The sequence below is a fragment of the Bacillus sp. PSXD-155 genome (assembly GCF_049310765.1).
In the GTDB taxonomy this organism is placed as follows: domain Bacteria; phylum Bacillota; class Bacilli; order Bacillales; family Bacillaceae_G; genus Bacillus_A; species Bacillus_A cereus.
Genome location: NZ_JBMOWC010000003.1, coordinates 254,481 through 276,024 on the forward strand (window position 1 = coordinate 254,481; position 21,544 = coordinate 276,024).

The following is a 21,544-nucleotide window of genomic DNA, read 5'->3' on the forward strand; positions in this document are numbered from 1 at the left end:
GTGAAGAGTTATGAAATTACGTGCAAACCGTGTAGGCGAGCAAATGAAAAAAGAATTAGGCGACATCATTAGTCGTAAAATTAAAGACCCACGTATCGGATTTGTTACAGTAACAGATGTACAAGTGAGTGGTGATTTGCAAATTGCCAAAGTATATATTTCTGTTTTAGGTGACGAAGAACAGAAAGAAAATACGTTAAAAGGTTTAGCGAAGGCAAAAGGCTTTATTCGTTCAGAAATTGGCCAACGTATTCGTCTTCGTAAAACACCGGAAATTACCTTTGAGTTTGATGAGTCTATCGGATATGGTCATCGAATTGATACACTTTTACATGAAATTAATAAAGACGGTAAACGTGAAGAATAATGGATAGACATTTGTCTATCCATTTTTTCAATGCAAAATAAGTTTTGGATATTTACTACGAAAGAATTATGATGAGGTGAACATATATGGAAGGTGTAGTATTATTACATAAGCCAAAAGGCATGACATCACATGATTGTGTATTTAAATTAAGAAAGATATTGCGAGAAAAGAGAATTGGTCATACGGGAACATTAGACCCAGATGTAACGGGAGTATTACCACTTTGTGTGGGGAGAGCAACGAAGATTGCACAATTTTTAACAAGTGAAACGAAAACATATGAAGGTGAAGTAACATTAGGGTTTTCAACAACAACAGAAGATGCATCTGGTGAAGTTGTGGAGAAACAAGATGTAAACCGTGTTATTACACGTAAAGAAGTAGAAGAGGTACTAGCGGAATTAACAGGTACGATTGAACAAATGCCACCAATGTTCTCAGCTGTAAAAGTAAACGGGAAAAAATTATATGAATATGCAAGAGCAGGACAAGAGGTGGAACGTCCAGTTCGTACAATTACGATTCATGAATTCGTATTACTTGATGACCGTGAAGTTTTTGAAGGAGAAAATATTTCATTCCGTTTCCGTGTAACGTGTAGTAAAGGAACATATGTAAGAACGTTAGCGGTAATGATCGGGGAGAAACTTGGTTTCCCATCACATATGTCTCACCTTGTAAGAACGGCATCTGGTGAATTTTTATTAGAAGATTGCATATCATTTGAAGAAATTGAAGAAAACGTGCAAAATGGAACAGTAGAGTCTATCTTCATTTCAATTGATGAAGCATTAAGTAAGTTTCCAAAAATGGTTGTAGATGAAAAGCAAGCAGAGAAAATCAAGAATGGTATGTTCTTAAAGAATGAATTAGAAATAACAGCACCATTTATTACAGTGTTTGATAAAAATGATCGTTGCTTAGCAATTTATGAACATCATCCGAAACATCCTGGCATGTTAAAGCCAATGAAAGTACTTGTGAATAATCAAGAACTAAAGCTATAATGAATTATTGGAAGGATTATTACAGAAAAAGGTGAATTCAAGCGTGAAACTTATTCATTTAACTCATCCACATGAACAAAATAAATTAGAATTACCACCTACTGTAATGGCATTAGGATTTTTTGATGGCATTCATTTAGGACATCAATGTGTAATTCGAACTGCGAAAAAAATAGCGGACGACCGAGGATATAAAAGTGCAGTTATGACATTTCATCCTCATCCATCTGTTGTTTTAGGGAAAAAGGATGCGCATGTGGAGTATATTACACCAATGCGTGATAAAGAAAAAATAGTCGAAAGCTTAGGAATCGATATATTATATGTGATTAAATTTGATGAATCATTTGCAGGGTTATTACCACAACAATTTGTAGATGATTATATTATTGGTTTAAATGTAAAGCATGTAGTAGCAGGGTTTGATTATTCATATGGACGTTTAGGAAAAGGAAAGATGGAGACTTTACCATTTCATGCAAGAGGGGAGTTTACACAGACTGTGATTGAAAAAGTTGAATTTCAAGAAGAGAAAGTAAGTTCTACAGCATTACGAAAGTTAATTCGAAATGGCGAAATGGAACAAATTCCATCTATTTTAGGTAGAGCCTATACTGTAGCGGGAACAGTTATACACGGCGACAAACGTGGGCGTCAAATTGGTTTTCCAACAGCTAATGTAGGTTTAAGTGATGAGTATTTATTGCCACCTGTAGGTGTTTATGCAGTGAGATTAAAAGTTCACGATGAATGGTACGATGGTGTATGTAATATTGGATATAAACCGACTTTTAAAGAAGATGAGCGTCAATTATCAATTGAAGTGCACTTATTTGAATTTAACAAAGATATATACGATCAAAATGTTACAGTAGAGTGGCATATGCGTATAAGAGAAGAGAAGAAATTCAATGGCATTGATGAGTTAGTTGAACAAATCGCAAAAGATAAGAAAACAGCACAAGAATATTTTGCGAGCGAAAAGAATATACTTGCTTTTTCAAATGAAAAGTAGTATTCTATGTTATGTACTTTATGACAACCATTGCTTGGCATTGCGACTCACCGACGCTTGCTAGGTAATTGGGGGTTTAATTAATAGGAGGTGAAATAGGATGGCTTTAACACAAGAGCGTAAAAATGAAATCATTGCACAATTTAGAACTCATGAGACTGATACTGGTTCTCCAGAGGTTCAAATTGCTGTCCTAACGGAGCAAATTAACACTCTAAACGAGCACTTACGTACTCACAAGAAAGATCATCATTCACGTCGTGGTCTATTAAAGATGGTTGGTAAACGTCGTAATTTACTAACTTACCTTCGTAATAGCGATATCACACGTTACCGTGAATTAATCACAAAGCTTGGCTTACGTCGATAGTCAAAGAAGCGGGAATATTCCCGCTTTTTTGTTAGGTAAAAATATATCTTCTACGCTTTATAGCTTACTTAATTTTAGGCAATACTAGAGGTAGAATATTGTGATATACTATCCATTTACATAGAAGAATTGAATACTTTAAATTGAGAGGGGTACTTAAATGAGTCAAGAAAAGCAAGTCTTCTCGATAGATTTAGCTGGTCGCCAGCTAACAGTTGAAACTGGTCAGCTTGCCAAACAAGCGAACGGAGCAGTATTAGTAAGATATGGCGATACAGCGGTTCTATCTACAGCAACTGCATCAAAAGAAGCTAAAAATGTAGATTTTTTCCCACTTACAGTAAACTATGAAGAGCGTTTATATGCAGTCGGAAAAATTCCTGGCGGTTTTATTAAGCGTGAAGGTCGTCCAAGTGAAAAAGCAATTTTGGCAAGTCGTTTAATCGACCGTCCAATTCGTCCGCTATTCGCAGATGGTTTCCGTAACGAAGTACAAGTTGTCAGCATTGTAATGAGTGTTGATCAAGATTGTTCTTCTGAAATGGCAGCTATGCTTGGTTCTTCATTAGCGTTATCGATTTCAGATATTCCATTTGAAGGTCCAATCGCTGGTGCGACAGTTGGTCGTATTAATGGCGAATTCGTTATTAATCCAACAGTAGAACAGCAAGAACAAAGTGATATCCACTTAGTTGTAGCTGGTACGAAAGATGCGATTAACATGGTTGAAGCAGGAGCAGATCAAGTGCCTGAAGAAACAATGTTAGAAGCAATTATGTTTGGTCATGACGAAATTAAACGTTTAATTGCATTCCAAGAAGAGATTGTACATGCTGTAGGTAAAGAGAAATCAGAAGTGAAACTTTATGAAGTTGACGCTGATCTTAATCAAGCTGTACGTGAAATGGCTGAGAAGGATATGCATTCTGCAATTCAAGTACATGAGAAACATGCACGTGAAGATGCAATTAACGAAGTGAAAAAGCGTGTAATTGAGCATTACGAAGCTGAGGAAGCTGACGCTGATACATTAGGACAAGTAAATGAGATTTTATATAAAATTGTAAAAGAAGAAGTACGTCGTCTTATTACAGTTGAAAAAATTCGCCCAGATGGCCGTAAAGGTGACGAAATCCGTCCTTTAGCATCAGAGGTTGGTATTTTATCTCGTACACACGGTTCTGGTTTATTCACACGTGGACAAACACAAGCATTAAGTATTTGTACATTAGGTGCATTAGGCGATGTGCAAATTTTAGATGGTCTTGGTGTAGAAGAATCAAAACGCTTTATGCACCATTACAATTTCCCATCATTTAGTGTTGGTGAAACAAGACCGATGCGTGGACCAGGTCGTCGTGAAATTGGTCACGGTGCACTAGGAGAGCGCGCACTTGAGCCTGTAATTCCATCTGAAAAAGATTTCCCATACACAGTACGCCTTGTATCTGAAGTATTAGAATCAAATGGTTCTACTTCACAAGCAAGTATTTGTGGTAGTACTTTAGCAATGATGGATGCGGGTGTTCCACTTAAAGCTCCAGTTGCAGGTATTGCAATGGGTCTGGTTAAATCTGGTGAGCATTACACAATTTTATCTGATATTCAAGGTATGGAAGATCATTTAGGTGATATGGACTTTAAAGTAGCAGGTACAGCACAAGGTGTAACTGCGCTGCAAATGGACATTAAAATCGATGGTTTATCACGTGAGATTTTAGAAGAGGCATTACAACAAGCGAAAATTGGTCGTGTGCACATTCTAAATCATATGTTATCTGTTATTGCAGAGCCACGTACTGAATTATCAGCTTACGCTCCAAAGATTATTACAATGACAATCAACCCAGATAAAATCCGTGACGTTATTGGACCAAGCGGTAAACAAATCAATAAAATTATTGAAGAAACTGGCGTTAAAATTGACATCGAGCAAGATGGTACAGTATTCATTTCATCAATAAATCAAGAAATGAACGACAAAGCTAAGAAGATTATCGAAGATATCGTTCGCGAAGTACAAGTAGGTGAGATCTACGAAGGAAAAGTGAAACGTGTTGAGAAATTTGGTGCTTTCGTTGAATTATTCAGCGGTAAAGATGGATTAGTTCATATTTCTGAACTTGCACTTGAGCGTGTAGGTAAAGTAGAAGACGTTGTGAAAATCGGTGATGTAATTACAGTTAAAGTTATCGAGATTGACAAGCAAGGTCGCGTAAATCTATCTAGAAAAGTATTGCTAAAAGAAGAGCAAGAAAAAGAAGCTGCTAAAGAAGAAAACAAACAAGAGCAGCAATAAGTAAAAGCCAGTTAAACTGGCTTTTTTTGTTATGTAAAAAACATGATGTTCATATATTTTTATGTCGGTATAGGTATAGTTTTCATTATAACGCTCAAATTAACAAAGATAAGAAGAAAATGTTTTTATATAGTTAATTTGGGAGGGTTTATATGAAAGTTCGTATATTGGCATACATATGTATATTTTCTTTATATGTCAGTTTAGGCTCTTATTCTGTTTTTGCACAAGATAACTTGCATGAAGAAATTCAAAAGCATGCAAAACAGTATGAGATTGCACCTCAAAATGCGATGATTGATAAAATATGGAAGGCAACACCTGGATATAATGGAAGACAAGTGGATATTGAAGCATCGTATAATAATATGAAGAAGCTAAAGGAATTTGATCAAAAATATCTTGAATTCAAAGAAGTCTCACCGAGTGTTCATTTGGAAGATTTATCACCAGCTCCAATTTATAGAGGGCATCCAAATAAAAAGATGGTAGGATTAACAATAAATGTGGCATGGGGAAATGAGTATTTGCCTCGCATATTAGAAATCTTGAAAAAGCATGATGTGAAGGCCACTTTCTTTTTAGAAGGACGTTGGGTGAAAGAAAATTTGCGATTTGCAAAAATGATTGTCGATGCAAAACAAGAAGTTGGAAATCACTCATACACACACCCTAATATGAAAACGTTATCGTCAGATGAAATACGAGATCAGTTACAAAAAACAAATCGAATGATAGAAGTAGCAACGAATCAAAAAGTAAGATGGTTTGCCCCGCCGAGTGGAAGCTTTCGAGATGAAGTCGTAAAGATTGCAGATGATTTTCAAATGGGAACGATTATGTGGACTGTAGATACGATTGATTGGAAGCGACCTGAGCCGGATGTACTATTGCAGAGAGTAATGAGAAAAATACATCCAGGTGCTATCATATTAATGCATCCTACTTCGTCTACAGCAGAGGCTTTAGAAACAATGATTACAAAATTGAAGGAACAAGGATATAAAGTGGGGAATATAACTGAATTACTGGATGAAAAACGTGTGGATTAAATACATTTGCATGACATTCATCCTTAAACTTGTTATCATTAAATAATAGCGTTTTATTTAGAGAAACTGGCAGTAGGAGGAAAGTTTTTGATTAAAAAATATACTTGTAAAAATGGTGTAAGAATAGTTATGGAGAATATACCAACTGTAAGATCGGTTGCAATTGGTATTTGGATCCATGCGGGATCAAGAAATGAAAATGAAAAAAATAATGGGATTTCTCACTTTTTAGAGCATATGTTCTTTAAAGGGACAGAAACACGTAGTGCACGAGAGATTGCAGAATCATTTGATAGCATTGGTGGTCAAGTGAATGCATTTACTTCAAAAGAATATACTTGTTACTATGCAAAAGTATTAGATGAGCATGCTAAATATGCTCTAGATGTTTTAGCAGATATGTTCTTTAATTCAACATTTGATGAGGAAGAACTGAAAAAAGAGAAGAATGTCGTATGTGAAGAAATTAAAATGTACGAAGATGCGCCAGATGATATTGTGCATGATATGTTAACGAAAGCAACATATGAAACGCATCCACTTGGATATCCTATTTTAGGAACAGAAGAAACGCTTAATACGTTTACAGGTGATACGTTACGTCAATATATAAAAGATCATTACACACCTGAAAATGTAGTTGTATCAGTTGCAGGAAATATTGATGAAGCATTTTTACAAACAGTGGAGCAATATTTCGGTAGTTATGAAGGAACAACAAACCGTGAACAAGTACATAGCCCAATTTTCCATTTCAATAAGGTAGCCCGTAAAAAGGAAACGGAACAAGCTCATTTATGTCTAGGATATAAAGGCTTACAAATGGGACACGAAGATATTTATAACTTAATTGTATTAAATAATGTTTTAGGAGGTAGCATGAGTAGCCGTTTATTCCAAGAAGTACGTGAGCAACGTGGATTAGCTTACTCGGTATTTTCTTACCACTCTTCTTATGAAGATACAGGTATGTTAACACTTTACGGTGGAACAGGTAGCCAACAATTAGATACACTGTATGAAACAATGCAAGAAACATTAGAGACATTGAAAAATACAGGTATTACAGAAAAAGAGCTTATGAATAGTAAAGAGCAATTAAAAGGAAACTTAATGTTAAGTTTAGAAAGTACAAATAGCCGTATGAGCCGTAACGGTAAAAATGAATTGCTTCTTCGTAAACATCGTTCACTTGATGAGATTATTGAAAGTGTAAACACTGTAACAAAAGAAAATGTGGACGGATTAATTCGCAACATGTTTACTGATGAATTCTCTGCGGCACTTATTAGTCCAGACGGAAAACTTCCAAAAGGAATAAAACTATAATCGATTTTTATGATGTATCTGATAATAACCTTCTCTCTTTTTAAATGAGAGAAGGTTATTTTTTTTATACATATAGAATAGGTACTAATTATAGACAACGCAAATGAAAAATTCAGTAGGGGAGTGGAGTATGTATGCGATTAAGTGAATTAAGTGGTAAAGAGGTTGTAGATATAGAAAAAGCGGAAAAAATGGGAGTCTTAGGTTATATGGATTTAGAGATTAATGAGAAAGACGGACAAATACAAACACTTATAATACCTGTAGGGAAGTGGGGAGGTTTTAAAAAGGAACCACAAGAAGTAAGGGTGGCATGGAATCAAATAAAGAAAGTCGGACATGATATGCTTCTTTGTGATAGTATAGATCGTTCAAATTCGGAGTGAAGGATGGCCATTTTGGTCATCTTTTTTGTATCTACATAGAAACCTGATAAATCATATGTGCATTTGGATTTTCAATCACCATAAACTCGTACATTACATATGATGTGGAGGAAAAAGAAAAAGTAGGCACTTTTCTTATAAATGACAGAAAAAGAAGGTGAATTAGGGAATGTTGACTGAGATGCATATTGCTGTCATAGGAGGAGATGCAAGGCAGCTAGAAGTAATTCGTAAGCTAGTTGAATTGGATGCGAAACTTTCTTTGATAGGGTTTGATCAGTTAGATCATGGTTTCACAGGGGCAGCAAAAGAAAGTATACAAAATTTAGATTTCACTTCTGTAGACGCAATAATTTTGCCGGTTGCAGGCACAAATGCTAAAGGAGAAGTAGATACTATTTTTTCAAATGAAAAAGTTTCAATAACGAAAGAACAAATTGAAAATACACCAGAACACTTTACTATATATTCGGGTATTGGTACACCTTACTTGGAAAATCTCGTATCTACTACGAACCGAAAACTTGTTAAATTATTTGATCGTGATGATGTGGCAATATACAATTCTATTCCAACTGTAGAAGGTACATTAATGATGGTAATTCAACATACCGACTATACAATTCATGGGTCCAATGTAATGGTTCTAGGATTTGGTAGAACAGGAATGAGTGTTGCGAGAGCATTTCAATCATTAGGAGCCCATGTCAAAGTTGGAGCAAGACGATCTGAACATATTGCACGTATTACAGAAATGATGTTTTCTCCTTTTCATATGCAAGACATAGAGAAAGAAGTAGGGAATATCGATATTGTAATCAATACAATTCCGCACCTCGTTGTAACAGCGAATGTTATTGCAAAAATGCCAGCTCATACGTTAGTGATTGATTTAGCTTCTAAACCAGGTGGTACTGACTTTAGATATGCGGAAAAAAGAGGAGTCAAAGCGTTGCTAGCACCTGGATTACCAGGTATTGTTGCTCCCAAAACGGCTGGGCAAATTTTAGCAAATGTTCTTTCTCAGTTATTAGCAGCAGATGCAATTGCAAAGGAGGAAAAGAAATGAGTTTGAAGGGGAAACGAATTGGTTTCGGATTTACGGGTTCACATTGTACGTATGAGGAAGTTATGCCGCACTTAGAAAAATTAATTGCTGAAGGGGCAGAAGTACGTCCCGTTGTTTCATACACTGTTCAATCAACAAATACTAGATTTGGAGAAGGAGCAGAGTGGATTAAGAAGATTGAAGAAATAACAGGTTTTAAAGCAATTAATTCAATTGTTGGAGCAGAGCCACTTGGACCTAAAATTCCATTAGACTGCATGGTAATCGCTCCTTTAACAGGAAATTCTATGAGTAAATTTGCAAATGCAATGACAGATTCTCCAGTACTAATGGCAGCAAAAGCGACGCTAAGAAATGGCAAGCCTGTCGTATTGGCAGTTTCGACGAATGATGCTTTAGGATTAAATGGGGTAAATCTCATGCGCCTAATGGCCACAAAAAATATCTATTTCGTCCCATTCGGTCAAGATGCGCCAGAGAAAAAACCGAACTCAATGGTAGCTCGTATGGAGTTACTGGAAGATACAGTATTAGAAGCGCTGCAAGGAAAGCAATTGCAACCGGTGGTCGTAGAAAAATTCAGATATATGAATTAAAAAACGAAAAAAAACGGACAATTTTTGATGAAACCATCATTCTTACTGTAGAATATGATAAAATTAACGTTATTAAGATCAGAAGGGGTATTGTATACTCCTTCTGATTCTAAGTTATAGAAGGATTGGTATCTAGAAAGGGGCATAGTGATGGAAAAGCAAAAAACTTTTCATGTCGCTGTAGTTGGAGCAACCGGCGCAGTTGGTGAACAAATGTTAAATACTTTAGAGAAACGAGAATTTCCAATCGGGAAATTAACGTTACTTTCATCTAAACGATCTGCAGGTAAGAAACTTGTATTTAAAGGCGAAGAATTTACAGTTCAAGAGGCAACTCCTGAAAGCTTTGAAGGAGTAGATATCGCACTATTTAGTGCTGGTGGATCTGTATCGAAACAATTAGCGCCAGAAGCAGCAAAACGCGGTGCGATTGTTGTTGATAATACAAGTGCATTCCGTATGACAGAAAACGTGCCACTTGTTGTACCTGAAGTAAATGAAAACGACTTAAAAGAACATAATGGTATTATTGCAAATCCAAACTGTTCTACAATTCAAATGGTAGTAGCTCTTGAGCCAGTTCGTCAGCAATATGGTTTAAAACGAGTAATCGTTTCCACATATCAAGCTGTATCAGGTGCTGGTGCGGCAGCTATTGAAGAACTTCATGAACAATCACAAGCAATCTTAAATGGCGAAGAAGTTAAGGCAAATGTTCTTCCTGTATCAGGTGATAAGAAGCATTTCCCAATTGCTTTTAATGCGATTCCACAGATTGATAAGTTCCAAGATAATGGATTTACATTTGAAGAAATGAAAATGATTAACGAAACAAAAAAAATTATGCATATGCCTGAATTAGAAGTAGCGGCAACATGTGTACGTTTACCAGTTGTATCAGGACACTCTGAGTCTGTTTACATCGAAGTAGAAAAAGAAGGCGTAACAGTAGCAGAATTAAAGAGCTTACTTGCAAATGCGGAAGGTATTGTTCTGCAAGATAATCCAGAAGAGCAGTTATATCCAATGCCAGCTACTGCAGTAGGTAAAAACGAAGTATTCGTTGGAAGAATCCGTAAAGATTTAAATAACGATAAAGGATTCCATCTTTGGGTCGTATCTGATAACTTATTAAAAGGCGCTGCATGGAATTCTGTTCAAATTGCAGAGCGCTTAGTAAAATTACAATTAGTGTAAACGGCTAAGAGAAGGTGCAAAATATGAAAATAATTGTTCAAAAATTTGGTGGCACATCAGTACGTGATGACAATGGACGTAAGCATGCGCTTCATCATATAAAGAAATCATTAGCTGCTGGTTATAAAGTAGTTACTGTCGTATCTGCTATGGGTCGTAAAGGTGAACCATATGCAACGGATACGTTATTAAGTCTTGTAAATCAAGAGGAATCTACTATTTCTAAACGTGAGCAAGATTTATTATTATCGTGCGGAGAGTTAATCTCTGCAATTGTTTTCTCTAATATGTTGAATGAGAACGGTATAAAAGCAGCAGCATTAAATGGTGCACAAGCTGGTTTTGTAACGAATGATGACTTTACGAATGCAAAGATTATTGAAATGAATTGCGATCGTATACATGAAGAGTTAGAAAATGTAGATGTAATCGTCGTTACAGGATTCCAAGGGCAAACGAAAAAAGGTGATACGACAACACTTGGACGCGGAGGTAGTGATACTTCAGCTTCAGCATTAGGTGTTGCACTTCATGCTGAATACATCGATATATTCACTGATGTAGAAGGTGTTATGACTGCGGATCCTCGTATTGTAAAAGATGCACGTCATCTTCAAACTGTAACGTATAACGAAATTTGTAACATGGCTTATCAAGGTGCGAAAGTCGTTCATCCACGTGCAGTTGAAATTGCGATGCATGCAAAAGTGCCACTTCGTGTACGTTCTACGTATTCTGATAGTGAAGGTACGCTTATTTCAGCATATGACGGTGCTACAAGAGGTCGTGATGTAGAAGAACGTCCTGTTACAGGTATCGCCCACGTATCAAACGTAACGCAAATTAAAGTGCTTGCAAAAGAAACGGCATATGATTTGCAACAACATGTGTTTAAAGAGATGGCGAACGAAGGAATAAGTGTCGATTTAATTAATATTTCACCTACTGGTGTAGCATATACGGTGAGTGATAATGTATCAAGTCATGCAGTTAAATTATTAAAGAACCTTGGATATGAGCCAATTGTGACAGAGCATTGTGCGAAAGTATCTATCGTTGGAGCTGGAATGGCAGGATACCCAGGGGTTACTGCGAAAATCGTTACAGCTTTAGCAGAAAAAGGTATTCAAATCCTGCAATCGGCAGATAGTCATACAACAATTTGGGTTCTTGTAAAAGAAACTGATTTAGTGGAGGCTGTAAATGCATTACATAGTGCGTTTGAGCTTTCAAAAGAAAAGCAACTGGAACAATAAGGAGTGAGACCATGATAGATTTTGGGACAATTGCAACCGCGATGGTAACACCGTTTGATATAAACGGGAATATCGATTTTGCAAAGACAACGAAATTGGTAAATTATTTAATTGATAACGGTACAACAGCAATCGTGGTAGGAGGAACGACAGGAGAATCTCCTACATTAACTTCAGAAGAGAAGGTAGCGTTATATCGCCATGTCGTATCTGTTGTCGATAAAAGAGTGCCCGTAATCGCTGGAACAGGTAGCAATAATACGCATGCTTCTATTGACTTAACTAAAAAGGCAACAGAAGTTGGTGTGGATGCAGTAATGCTAGTAGCACCGTATTATAATAAGCCGAGTCAAGAAGGAATGTATCAGCATTTTAAAGCAATTGCTGAAAGTACGCCGCTTCCGGTTATGCTATATAACGTTCCAGGACGATCTATTGTACAAATCTCCGTTGATACAGTTGTTCGTTTATCAGAAATAGAAAACATTGTTGCTATTAAAGATGCCGGCGGCGATGTGTTGATAATGACAGAAATCATTGAAAAAACAGCGGACGACTTTGCGGTATACAGCGGTGATGACGGTTTAACGTTACCGGCTATGGCAGTTGGGGCTAAAGGTATCGTTTCGGTAGCATCTCATGTTATCGGAAATGAAATGCAAGAAATGATTACAGCATTTCAAGCAGGAGAGTTTAAAAAGGCACAAAAATTACATCAATTACTTGTAAGAGTAACTGATTCGTTATTTATGGCGCCAAGTCCAACTCCAGTAAAAACAGCGTTACAAATGGTTGGATTAGATGTAGGTTCTGTACGTTTACCACTTCTTCCATTAACAGAAGAAGAAAGAGTAACGTTACAATCTGTAATGCAATCTATTCCTCGTTAATAAAAATGACCTAGTGTGAAACTAGGTCATTTTTTTATTGATATGAAAATGTTTGAATCTGTTTTAAAGTGAATCTTTTGTAAAATGATTTTAGGATCGCCTTTCTCGTCTGTATATGACCCTATAATATAGAAAACATTTTATGTTGAAAACGAGTATATTACGCTACGCGTTCTCTACTTGTTAAAGTATGATATTGTTCTTTCATTAATTTGGTTCCAACATCTTTTTCTCGATAATGGCTGTCAAATCCTGCTAAAAATTTAACCTTATTAAATTTCTATTAGATTTTGTAATTCATAGCCTTTTGTCATGTAATGCAATGTTTATAAGAAAAGGATCTTACATCTTTAATTTTGTTGAAAAGTATTTGCTAGTACAGAAAATACTTTCGATTATGTTTTTATAGGAATTGCCTCAAATATGACGTAATCTATAAAAAAGCTTCATTTTATAAGTGTTTTTGTGCAATTCAAGAAAAAAATCTAGGAAATCCATCAAATGAAAGTAATTTAAAGTGTTTAAGTTTTTTTTTCAAATAACATGGAGTATAAAAGCAGCGGAAATAAGCCATATACTTTTAGTGCTGTTCCTTTCTTTTACTTTTTCTTTCGCACGATTTAACTTGTGTTCTATTTCTTGTATCAGGTATAATATGGCTAAGTAGCTTAGTACGGGTATGCTTAGCAAAATTGGGAAAAATTATAATTTAATTAAATTTTCATATCATATCGAATAAGATATTTGATTTATATAATGAAAGAGAGGTGAAACCTGGTTTAAAAAATAAACAAGGACATGATATCGCATAACGGTAAGGACATTCGTCTTGGACGGTGAAAATATGGTGGTTGTAGAGTTTCCCCTGGTGTCTCTGCAATTTTAGTGAAATCAGTGTTTGCAAGATTTTTAAACCAGGCAACAACATGAAGAGAAAAGAGAATGAGTCTGTTAAAGTATTTGCTCTTGGTGGAGTAGGTGAAATCGGGAAAAACATGTACTGTGTTGAAATTGATTCTGAAATCTTTATCGTAGATGCGGGGTTAATGTTCCCGGGAGATGAAATGTTTGGAATTGATATCGTTATTCCTGATATTACATATTTAGTGGAAAATCAAGAGCGAGTAAAAGGTTTATTTATTACTCACGGTCATGAAGATCATATTGGTGGAATTGTGTATGTGCTTCGTAAATTATCTATTCCAGTCTATGCAACGAAATTAACAGTAGGACTTATACAAGAAAAACTTGGTGAAGCGGGCATGTTAGGCCGTGTAGACCTAAAAACAATCGATTCAAATTCAACAGTAGAGTTTAACACTACAACAGTGTCATTCTTCGGAACGACACATAGTATTCCGGATTCTGTTGGCGTTTGTTTCCATACATCAAAAGGTGCAATCGTATATACGGGAGACTTTAAATTCGATCAAACTCCAATTGGAAATAGTGGAGCAGATCTTGGGAAAATGGCGCAAATCGGAAATGAAGGTGTACTTTGCCTATTATCTGATAGTACAAATGCAGAGCGTCCAGGGTATACAGGTTCAGAAAAAGAAGTTGGTGTAGAAATTTCTAAAGTGTTCTACGGTGCAGAAGGTCGTATTATCGTTGCTTCATTTGCATCGAATGTACATCGTATTCAACAAGTATTTGATGCAGCTGCCGAAACAGGGCGAAAAGTAGCCGTAGTAGGACGTAGTATGGTGAAAGTAGTAGACATTGCAAGACGTCTTGGTTATTTAGATGTTCCAGAAGGTATGGTTATTTCATTACAAGAAGTAGACAACTTCCCAGAGAAAAAGGTAGCTATTTTAACGACAGGTAGTCAAGGTGAACCGATGGCTGCTCTATCTAGAATGGCAAAACAAGCACATAAACAAATTTCAATTCGTAAAGGTGATACTGTTATCATTGCTGCTTCGCCAATTCCGGGTAATGAAATATCTGTATCAAAAATTATTGATTTGTTATTTAGAGCTGGAGCTGAAGTTGTTTATTACGGCGAAAGAAAAGTTCACGTTTCAGGTCACGGTAGCCAAGAAGAATTAAAATTAATGTTAAATTTAATGAAACCGAAGTACTTTGTACCCGTACATGGTGAGTTTCGTATGCAAAAAGCACATGCGTATTTAGCTGAAGATGTAGGTATTACAAGAGAAAATATCTTTATCGTAGAAAAAGGCGATGTAATTGCTTTTGGTGACGATGAAGCGAACTTAGTCGGTAAAGTACAAGCTGGTAATGTTTTAATTGATGGATTAGGTGTAGGTGACGTTGGTAATATCGTTCTTCGAGATAGAAAGATGTTATCTCAAGATGGAATATTAGTAGTTGTTGTAACACTTGGTAAAGATGAAAAGAAAATTATCTCTGGTCCAGAAATCATTTCACGTGGTTTCGTATATGTTCGTGAATCAGAAGCGTTAATTGAACGATCTACAGAGATTGTACGTATGATTGTTGAGCAGTCAATTAAAGAATATTCGATTGAATGGTCAATGTTAAAACAAAATATTCGTGAATTATTAGGACAGTTCTTGTACGAAGAGACAAAGAGAAAACCTATGATTTTACCGATTATTATGGAAGTATAAAAAAGATCACCCTTATGGGTGATCTTTTTTTCTTTTTAACCCTATCGAATGAAATTTATAACTTAAGAAATAATAGTTATATACGAGTGAAAGGGGATGCGAAATGACAGAACGTGATCGATATACAAATGAAGAAAAAGAAGCTGAGCCAAAAGAAGCTGGAAAAGAGGCTTCAATAGTAGAAAAAATTCAACAGCTTGGACAGACAAATGTACCACAGATGAATGAATCACGTATTCATTGTTTAACGATTATCGGACAAGTGGAAGGTCATGTTCAATTACCGCCGCAAAATAAAACAACAAAATACGAGCATATCATTCCGCAAATTGTTGCGATTGAACAAAATCCAAAAATTGAAGGTTTGCTGTTAATATTAAATACGGTTGGAGGTGACGTTGAAGCTGGACTAGCAATTTCTGAAATGGTAGCTTCACTCTCAAAGCCAACAGTATCTTTAGTTTTAGGTGGGGGACATTCCATTGGTGTACCGATTGCTGTTTCTACTGACTATTCGTTTATTGCGGAAACTGCGACGATGACAATTCATCCAATTCGTTTAACAGGTCTTGTCATAGGTGTGCCACAAACATTTGAGTATTTGGATAAGATGCAAGAAAGAGTCATTCGTTTTGTGACGAAGCACTCGAAAGTAACAGAAGATCGTTTTAAAGAGCTTATGTTTGCGAAAGGAAATTTAACGCGAGATATTGGGACGAATGTAATTGGTGGGGATGCAGTAAAGTACGGTCTTATAGATGATGTTGGTGGTATTGGAAATGCAATTCGAAAATTAAACGAATTAATCGATGTTCGCGCTGAAGGTAGTGCAGAAGGGACAATGTTACAATGATTTTATATACAATTATGCCAGAGCAACTTGTGTATCCGGCCGATTATTCACAATGTGAAAGTCAAAAAGTTGTAAATATAAATGGTGTGGAATTAATGGTTTCTGAAGAGGAACATGGGTGTTATTCTATTGTACGTGTGCTAAGTACGGACCCACTTCACTATTTAGAGTTTGAGCCAGGTCAGAAAATAACCTTTTAGCAAAAAGAAGGATTTTGTTTAGAAGCTATGGTATAATATAAAAAACAAGACGGTTGAGCAGCCATGAGTAGGCTGCTTTCTTCTGTTTATTTAGCATTTTACAAGAAGTGTAAAAATAGAAGATATAAAGACCTGAAAAATAGAGAAAACAGACATATAAATAGAGCGTTTTTAGGAGAGCTTTACTTATATGTAGAACACGAGGTGAAGAAATGGCAAAACAAAAGCAAAGAGGGACGAAGGCAAAGGCAAGACGTACGATAAAGCCAACTTTGTATTATGAAATCGTCGGTTTAACTCTTTTTGCACTTTCAATCATTACGATTTTACAGCTAGGCGTTGTAGGGAAATCGTTTGTGTTATTTTTTCGCTTCTTCTTTGGTGAGTGGTACATAATTGGTGTGTTAGGTGTAATAGCTTTATCGGTTTCCTTTGTTATAAAACGCGGATGGCCGAACCTTTTAAATAAACGGTTAATTGGATTTTATTTAATTGTATTGGCAATATTAATGTTTAGTCATATTACATTATTTAACCTTCTTACAAAAGATGGAGCAGTGCAAAATACTTCTGTTATTGTGAGTACGAAAGATAACTTCTTTCTTGAAATGAAAAAAGGGCCAGATAGCGTTCATTTAGGTGGTGGTATGTTTGGTGCGCTTATGTTCGCGACATGTTACTTCCTATTCGACGAAGTAGGAGCCTATATCATTGGAATTATTTTAGTTATTCTCGGGGTACTCTGTATAACAAATAAACATATTGGAGAAGTGTTAGCTCCAGTTGGTAGAATTCTTAGAAGTCAATTTCAAGTGATACAAGGGGATTATAAAGATTGGAGATCCAAAAGAACGGCTGAACAAACAGAAAAGAAAAAAACAACAAGAAGTACAAGAAGCAAACGTGCTGCAGAACAAGAAGAAGTTATTGAGCCGATGGAAGAAATCCAAATTGATCCGCCAATTATTTCAAATTTCACTGAGAATTATCCTGTAAATGAAGAAGAGGATAAACGAATTGAAGTAGAGCAAGAAGATTTGATCACTTCACCGTTTATTGAAGAGACTCCACCAATTGAAGAATCAAAGAAAAAGCGTGGAGAAAAAATCGTTGAATCGTTAGAGAGTGAAGCGCAAGCACCTCCTATGCAATTTTCAAATGTAGAAAATAAAGATTACAAGCTTCCTTCACTTGATATATTAAAATTTCCAAAGAATAAGCAAGTTACAAATGAAAACGCGGAAATTTATGAGAATGCTCGTAAATTAGAACGTACATTCCAAAGTTTCGGAGTGAAAGCGAAAGTAACCAAAGTGCATAGAGGTCCTGCAGTTACAAAATATGAAGTGTATCCTGATATGGGGGTAAAGGTAAGCAAAATTGTCAGTTTAAGTGATGATTTAGCCCTTGCTTTAGCTGCAAAGGACATTCGTATTGAGGCGCCAATTCCCGGGAAATCAGCTGTAGGGATCGAAGTTCCGAACTCAGAAGTTTCGATGGTAACGCTGAGGGAAGTTCTTGATTCTAAGGCTAATAATCATCCGGAAGAGAAGTTGTTAATTGGTCTTGGCCGAGATATTACAGGTGAAGCTGTATTAGCCCGTTTAAATAAAATGCCCCATTTACTCGTAGCTGGTGCGACAGGTAGCGGGAAAAGTGTATGTATTAATGGTATTATTGTTAGTATTTTAATGCGTGCAAAACCGCATGAAGTAAAATTAATGATGATTGACCCGAAAATGGTAGAGTTAAATGTATATAACGGTGTGCCTCATTTGTTAACGCCAGTTGTAACTGATCCGAAAAAAGCATCGCAAGCATTGAAAAAAGTTGTGAGTGAGATGGAACGTCGTTATGAATTATTTGCTCATAGTGGTACACGTAACATTGAAGGATACAATGATTATATAAAAGAACATAATAGTCAATCAGAAGCGAAACAACCCGAATTACCGTATATTGTAGTAATTGTGGACGAGTTAGCAGATTTAATGATGGTTGCTTCGTCTGATGTAGAGGATGCGATTATGCGTCTAGCGCAAATGGCTCGTGCTGCTGGTATTCATTTAATTATTGCAACGCAACGTCCGTCAGTTGACGTTATTACGGGTGTTATTAAAGCAAATATTCCATCACGTATTGCATTCGCTGTATCTTCTCAAACAGATTCTCGTACAATTCTTGACGGTGGTGGTGCAGAAAAGCTACTAGGTCGTGGCGACATGCTGTTTATACCAATTGGTGCATCGAAACCTGTACGTGTACAAGGCGCATTTTTATCAGATGATGAAGTTGAGAGAGTTGTAGAATATGTTATTGGACAGCAAAAAGCACAATATCAAGAAGATATGATTCCGCAAGATGTTCCTGATACGAAGCAGGAAGTAGAAGATGAATTATATGATGAAGCGGTTCAACTTGTAGTGGAAATGCAAACAGCATCTGTTTCTATGCTACAACGTAGGTTTAGAGTAGGTTATACGCGAGCTGCTCGTCTAATTGATGCAATGGAAATGAATGGTGTAGTAGGTCCATATGAAGGTAGTAAACCGAGAGAAGTACTCATTAATGATGTACAAGAAAAAAGTTCTTAAAAAAAGCCTAATTGTTTTTACAATTAGGCTTTTTTATATAGTGTTTTTGTTATATACTATACTCAGCAATAAAGAAAGGGCTTACATTTATAGGGTCCCTATAGAATACGAATACTTTGAGTATGTTTTATGTAAATGTTCGATATTTAATGCAGAAAAATGTTGGATTTTGTTGACACGTATGAGAGCAAGTGGTAAGATTACTTCGAAAAGAATCACTGCCTCATATAATCTTGGAGATAAGGTCCATAAGTTTCTACCTGGCAACCATGAATTGCTAGACTATGAGGGGAAAAGTGTGTAACAAAGGATGTAAAGGATCTTTGTGCCGAACTTTTTCTCGAAATGAGGAATGTTTATGGTGCAAAGTTTTTTTTATACAGTAAAGAGTGAAAATTTCATCTTAAAAAATTATTATTATTTATTCGACAATTGCGCTTATTTTTAGTAGTTAGTCATTTGTACTATGTTGTAAGTTGAAAAAAGAGAAAAGAAGTCTTACATCAGAGGTCGAATAATTGAAATGCGGGGGAGTCTTATGTCAGTAAAATCCGATAGTCGTCACCTATATTTACGGGTGATTGATCACATCAAAGAAAAAATTAAAGATGGGGCTTATAAAGAACGACAAAAGTTACCATCAGAGTTTGATTTAGCGAAAGAACTTGGCGTAAGTAGAGCGACTTTAAGGGAAGCATTACGTATTTTAGAAGAAGAAAATGTTGTCATTCGTAGACATGGTGTAGGGACATTTGTAAATGCAAAGCCATTATTTTCTTCTGGAATAGAACAACTTTCTAGTATTACAGATATGATTTCTAGTGTGGGAAAAACACCAGGAACAATCTTTTTATCATCATCCACTACAACTTTAACTGAAGAGGAAAAAGAGAAGTTTAATAGTGAAGATGGTTTTAATGCAGTGATGATTGAACGCGTGCGTACAGCAGATGGGGAACCTGTTGTGTATTGTATCGATAAACTTGCAAAAGAAATATTGCCAGATTTATCGGGTTACAATGAGGAATCATTATTAACGGTGATACATAATAACACGCATAAGCGCATAACATATGCGGTTGCTCACATTGAGCCAATTGGCTATCATCCGAAAATCTCACCGATTTTAGAATGTGAGCCTGAAACAGCACTGCTTGTATTAAAACAAATGCACTATGATCAAAATGATGAGCCAATCTTATATTCTATCAATTACTTTAGAGCTGATAAATTTAGCTTCCACGTATTAAGAAAGCGTATGTAGGTAAATTCCTTTTTAGGGAGGTGACAGCAAGAAGTAAGGGACAGCAGCGTAAGAATAAATAAATATATATCATTTTTGGAGGGGTTTCTAGTATGAAGAAAAAAGCAGGCCTTTTATTATCATTAACATTAGCAGCAAGTACAGTTTTAGGTGCATGTGGTAACTCGGATAAGGCGAGCAGTGATAAGAAAGACACGAAAGACAATAAAGACTTCAAGGTTGGTCTCGTAACAGATGTTGGGGGCGTTGATGATAAATCATTTAACCAATCTTCTTGGGAAGGGTTACAAAAGTTTGGTAAAGATAATGGTTTAAAAGAAAAGACAAATTATCGTTACCTTCAGTCTGAAAAAGAAGCTGATTATATTCCGAATTTGAAAAAATTCTCAAAAGATAAATATGATTTAACTTTCGGAATTGGTTATAAATTAGAAGGTGCAATTAAAGAAGTTGCAAAAGAATCTTCAAAACAACAATTTGCAATCGTAGATACTGTTGTAGATGCACCGAACGTAACGAGCATTACATTTAAAGATCATGAAGGATCATTCCTTGTAGGTGCAGTAGCGGCTATGTCAACAAAATCGAATAAAGTAGGATTTGTTGGTGGAATGAAGAGTGATTTAATTAGTAAATTTGAAAATGGATTTAAGGCTGGTGCAAAGGCAGTAAATCCAAACATTGAAATCGTATCTGAATATGCAGAAGCATTCGATAAGCCTGAAAAAGGTACAGTTCTTGCTTCAGCAATGTACGGTCAAGGCGTAGATGTAATTTATCATGCTGCTGGTGGTACAGGTAACGGTGTGTTCACTGAAGCGAAAAACCGTAAGAAAAAAGGTGAAAATGTTTGGGTAATCGGTGTTGACCGTGACCAACATCAAGAAGGTATGCCTGAAAATGTAACATTAACTTCAATGATAAAACGCGTTGATGTAGCTGTAGAAAAAGTAGCTAAAGAAGCAAAAGATGGAAAGTTAAAAGGTGGAAAAATTGAAGCGTTTGGCTTAAAAGATGACGGTATTGGTATTTCAAAAACAACTGATAACGTGAAAAAAGTTAACCCTGAAATTTTAACAAAAGTAGAAGAATTTGAAAAGAAAATTACAGACGGTGAAATTAAAGTACCGGCTACAGATAAAGAGTATAAAGAATATGAAGCTTCTCTAAAAAAATAAATAGAGAAATAGCAAAGGTTAG

The 21,544-nt window shown here is 36.0% G+C and carries 19 protein-coding genes and 1 riboswitch; all 19 genes read left to right on the plus strand.

All coding sequences use genetic code 11. The features are described 5' to 3' along the window. The first annotated feature begins 10 nt into the window (after positions 1 to 10). The 19 genes from rbfA (at position 11) to ACO6VI_RS04220 (ending at position 21,522) form a co-directional block, all read left to right on the plus strand. Positions 11 to 367, plus strand: coding sequence for a 30S ribosome-binding factor RbfA (gene rbfA / locus ACO6VI_RS04130; RefSeq protein WP_000776437.1), 357 nt, complete (start codon positions 11 to 13; stop codon positions 365 to 367). An 86-nt stretch (positions 368 to 453) separates the two neighbouring features. Further along, positions 454 to 1,377 (plus strand): tRNA pseudouridine(55) synthase TruB, encoded by a 924-nt coding sequence (gene truB / locus ACO6VI_RS04135; RefSeq protein WP_000399362.1) that lies wholly within the window; start codon positions 454 to 456, stop codon positions 1,375 to 1,377. Positions 1,378 to 1,420: 43 nt separating this feature from the next. Next, positions 1,421 to 2,392 carry a bifunctional riboflavin kinase/FAD synthetase gene (gene ribF / locus ACO6VI_RS04140; protein WP_000766703.1) on the plus strand — a complete coding sequence of 324 codons (972 nt, stop codon included), beginning with the start codon at positions 1,421 to 1,423 and terminating at the stop codon, positions 2,390 to 2,392. 100 nt (positions 2,393 to 2,492) lie between these two features. Beyond that, positions 2,493 to 2,762, plus strand: coding sequence for a 30S ribosomal protein S15 (gene rpsO / locus ACO6VI_RS04145; protein WP_001229392.1), 270 nt, complete (start codon positions 2,493 to 2,495; stop codon positions 2,760 to 2,762). A gap of 160 nt (positions 2,763 to 2,922) precedes the next feature. Further along, the gene (gene pnp, locus ACO6VI_RS04150; RefSeq protein ID WP_063548473.1) at positions 2,923 to 5,061 is read left to right on the plus strand and encodes a polyribonucleotide nucleotidyltransferase; all 2,139 of its coding nucleotides are present in this window, start codon (positions 2,923 to 2,925) and stop codon (positions 5,059 to 5,061) included. 152 nt (positions 5,062 to 5,213) lie between these two features. Next, positions 5,214 to 6,113, plus strand: a complete 900-nt coding sequence (locus ACO6VI_RS04155) for a polysaccharide deacetylase family protein (RefSeq protein WP_000868222.1) — start codon at positions 5,214 to 5,216, stop codon at positions 6,111 to 6,113. An 87-nt stretch (positions 6,114 to 6,200) separates the two neighbouring features. Further along, positions 6,201 to 7,442 (plus strand): M16 family metallopeptidase, encoded by a 1,242-nt coding sequence (locus ACO6VI_RS04160; protein WP_000593001.1) that lies wholly within the window; start codon positions 6,201 to 6,203, stop codon positions 7,440 to 7,442. A 134-nt stretch (positions 7,443 to 7,576) separates the two neighbouring features. Then, positions 7,577 to 7,828, plus strand: a complete 252-nt coding sequence (locus ACO6VI_RS04165) for a YlmC/YmxH family sporulation protein (RefSeq protein ID WP_001239757.1) — start codon at positions 7,577 to 7,579, stop codon at positions 7,826 to 7,828. A 169-nt stretch (positions 7,829 to 7,997) separates the two neighbouring features. After that, complete coding sequence (gene dpaA, locus ACO6VI_RS04170) at positions 7,998 to 8,897, plus strand: dipicolinic acid synthetase subunit A (RefSeq protein ID WP_063548471.1); 900 nt, start codon at positions 7,998 to 8,000, stop codon at positions 8,895 to 8,897. Then, a complete protein-coding gene (gene dpaB, locus ACO6VI_RS04175; protein ID WP_000053596.1) occupies positions 8,894 to 9,493 on the plus strand; it encodes a dipicolinate synthase subunit B in 600 nt (199 codons plus the stop codon). Before dpaA ends, dpaB begins: the two co-directional genes overlap by 4 nt. A 150-nt stretch (positions 9,494 to 9,643) precedes the next feature. Beyond that, positions 9,644 to 10,690 (plus strand): aspartate-semialdehyde dehydrogenase, encoded by a 1,047-nt coding sequence (gene asd / locus ACO6VI_RS04180; protein WP_000414846.1) that lies wholly within the window; start codon positions 9,644 to 9,646, stop codon positions 10,688 to 10,690. A gap of 23 nt (positions 10,691 to 10,713) precedes the next feature. Further along, positions 10,714 to 11,946 carry an aspartate kinase gene (gene dapG, locus ACO6VI_RS04185; RefSeq protein ID WP_000692450.1) on the plus strand — a complete coding sequence of 411 codons (1,233 nt, stop codon included), beginning with the start codon at positions 10,714 to 10,716 and terminating at the stop codon, positions 11,944 to 11,946. A gap of 11 nt (positions 11,947 to 11,957) precedes the next feature. Beyond that, positions 11,958 to 12,836: a 4-hydroxy-tetrahydrodipicolinate synthase gene (gene dapA, locus ACO6VI_RS04190; protein ID WP_422423001.1), complete on the plus strand. Its 879-nt coding sequence runs from the start codon at positions 11,958 to 11,960 to the stop codon at positions 12,834 to 12,836. A gap of 926 nt (positions 12,837 to 13,762) precedes the next feature. Continuing rightward, positions 13,763 to 15,433, plus strand: a complete 1,671-nt coding sequence (locus ACO6VI_RS04195; RefSeq protein WP_000823089.1) for a ribonuclease J — start codon at positions 13,763 to 13,765, stop codon at positions 15,431 to 15,433. A gap of 103 nt (positions 15,434 to 15,536) precedes the next feature. Further along, positions 15,537 to 16,286 (plus strand): translocation-enhancing protein TepA, encoded by a 750-nt coding sequence (gene tepA / locus ACO6VI_RS04200; RefSeq protein WP_000139807.1) that lies wholly within the window; start codon positions 15,537 to 15,539, stop codon positions 16,284 to 16,286. Beyond that, positions 16,283 to 16,486 (plus strand): YlzJ-like family protein, encoded by a 204-nt coding sequence (locus ACO6VI_RS04205; RefSeq protein ID WP_000605020.1) that lies wholly within the window; start codon positions 16,283 to 16,285, stop codon positions 16,484 to 16,486. The genes tepA and ACO6VI_RS04205 overlap by 4 nt, the downstream gene beginning before the upstream one ends. Before the next feature lie 212 nt (positions 16,487 to 16,698). Further along, positions 16,699 to 19,080 (plus strand): DNA translocase FtsK, encoded by a 2,382-nt coding sequence (locus ACO6VI_RS04210; protein WP_001118792.1) that lies wholly within the window; start codon positions 16,699 to 16,701, stop codon positions 19,078 to 19,080. Between the two features lie 203 nt (positions 19,081 to 19,283). Further along, positions 19,284 to 19,385, plus strand: a riboswitch (purine riboswitch). 233 nt (positions 19,386 to 19,618) lie between these two features. Continuing rightward, a complete protein-coding gene (locus ACO6VI_RS04215) occupies positions 19,619 to 20,344 on the plus strand; it encodes a GntR family transcriptional regulator (protein ID WP_000114182.1) in 726 nt (241 codons plus the stop codon). 92 nt (positions 20,345 to 20,436) lie between these two features. After that, the gene (locus ACO6VI_RS04220) at positions 20,437 to 21,522 is read left to right on the plus strand and encodes a BMP family lipoprotein (protein WP_000725769.1); all 1,086 of its coding nucleotides are present in this window, start codon (positions 20,437 to 20,439) and stop codon (positions 21,520 to 21,522) included. Positions 21,523 to 21,544 lie beyond the last annotated feature (22 nt).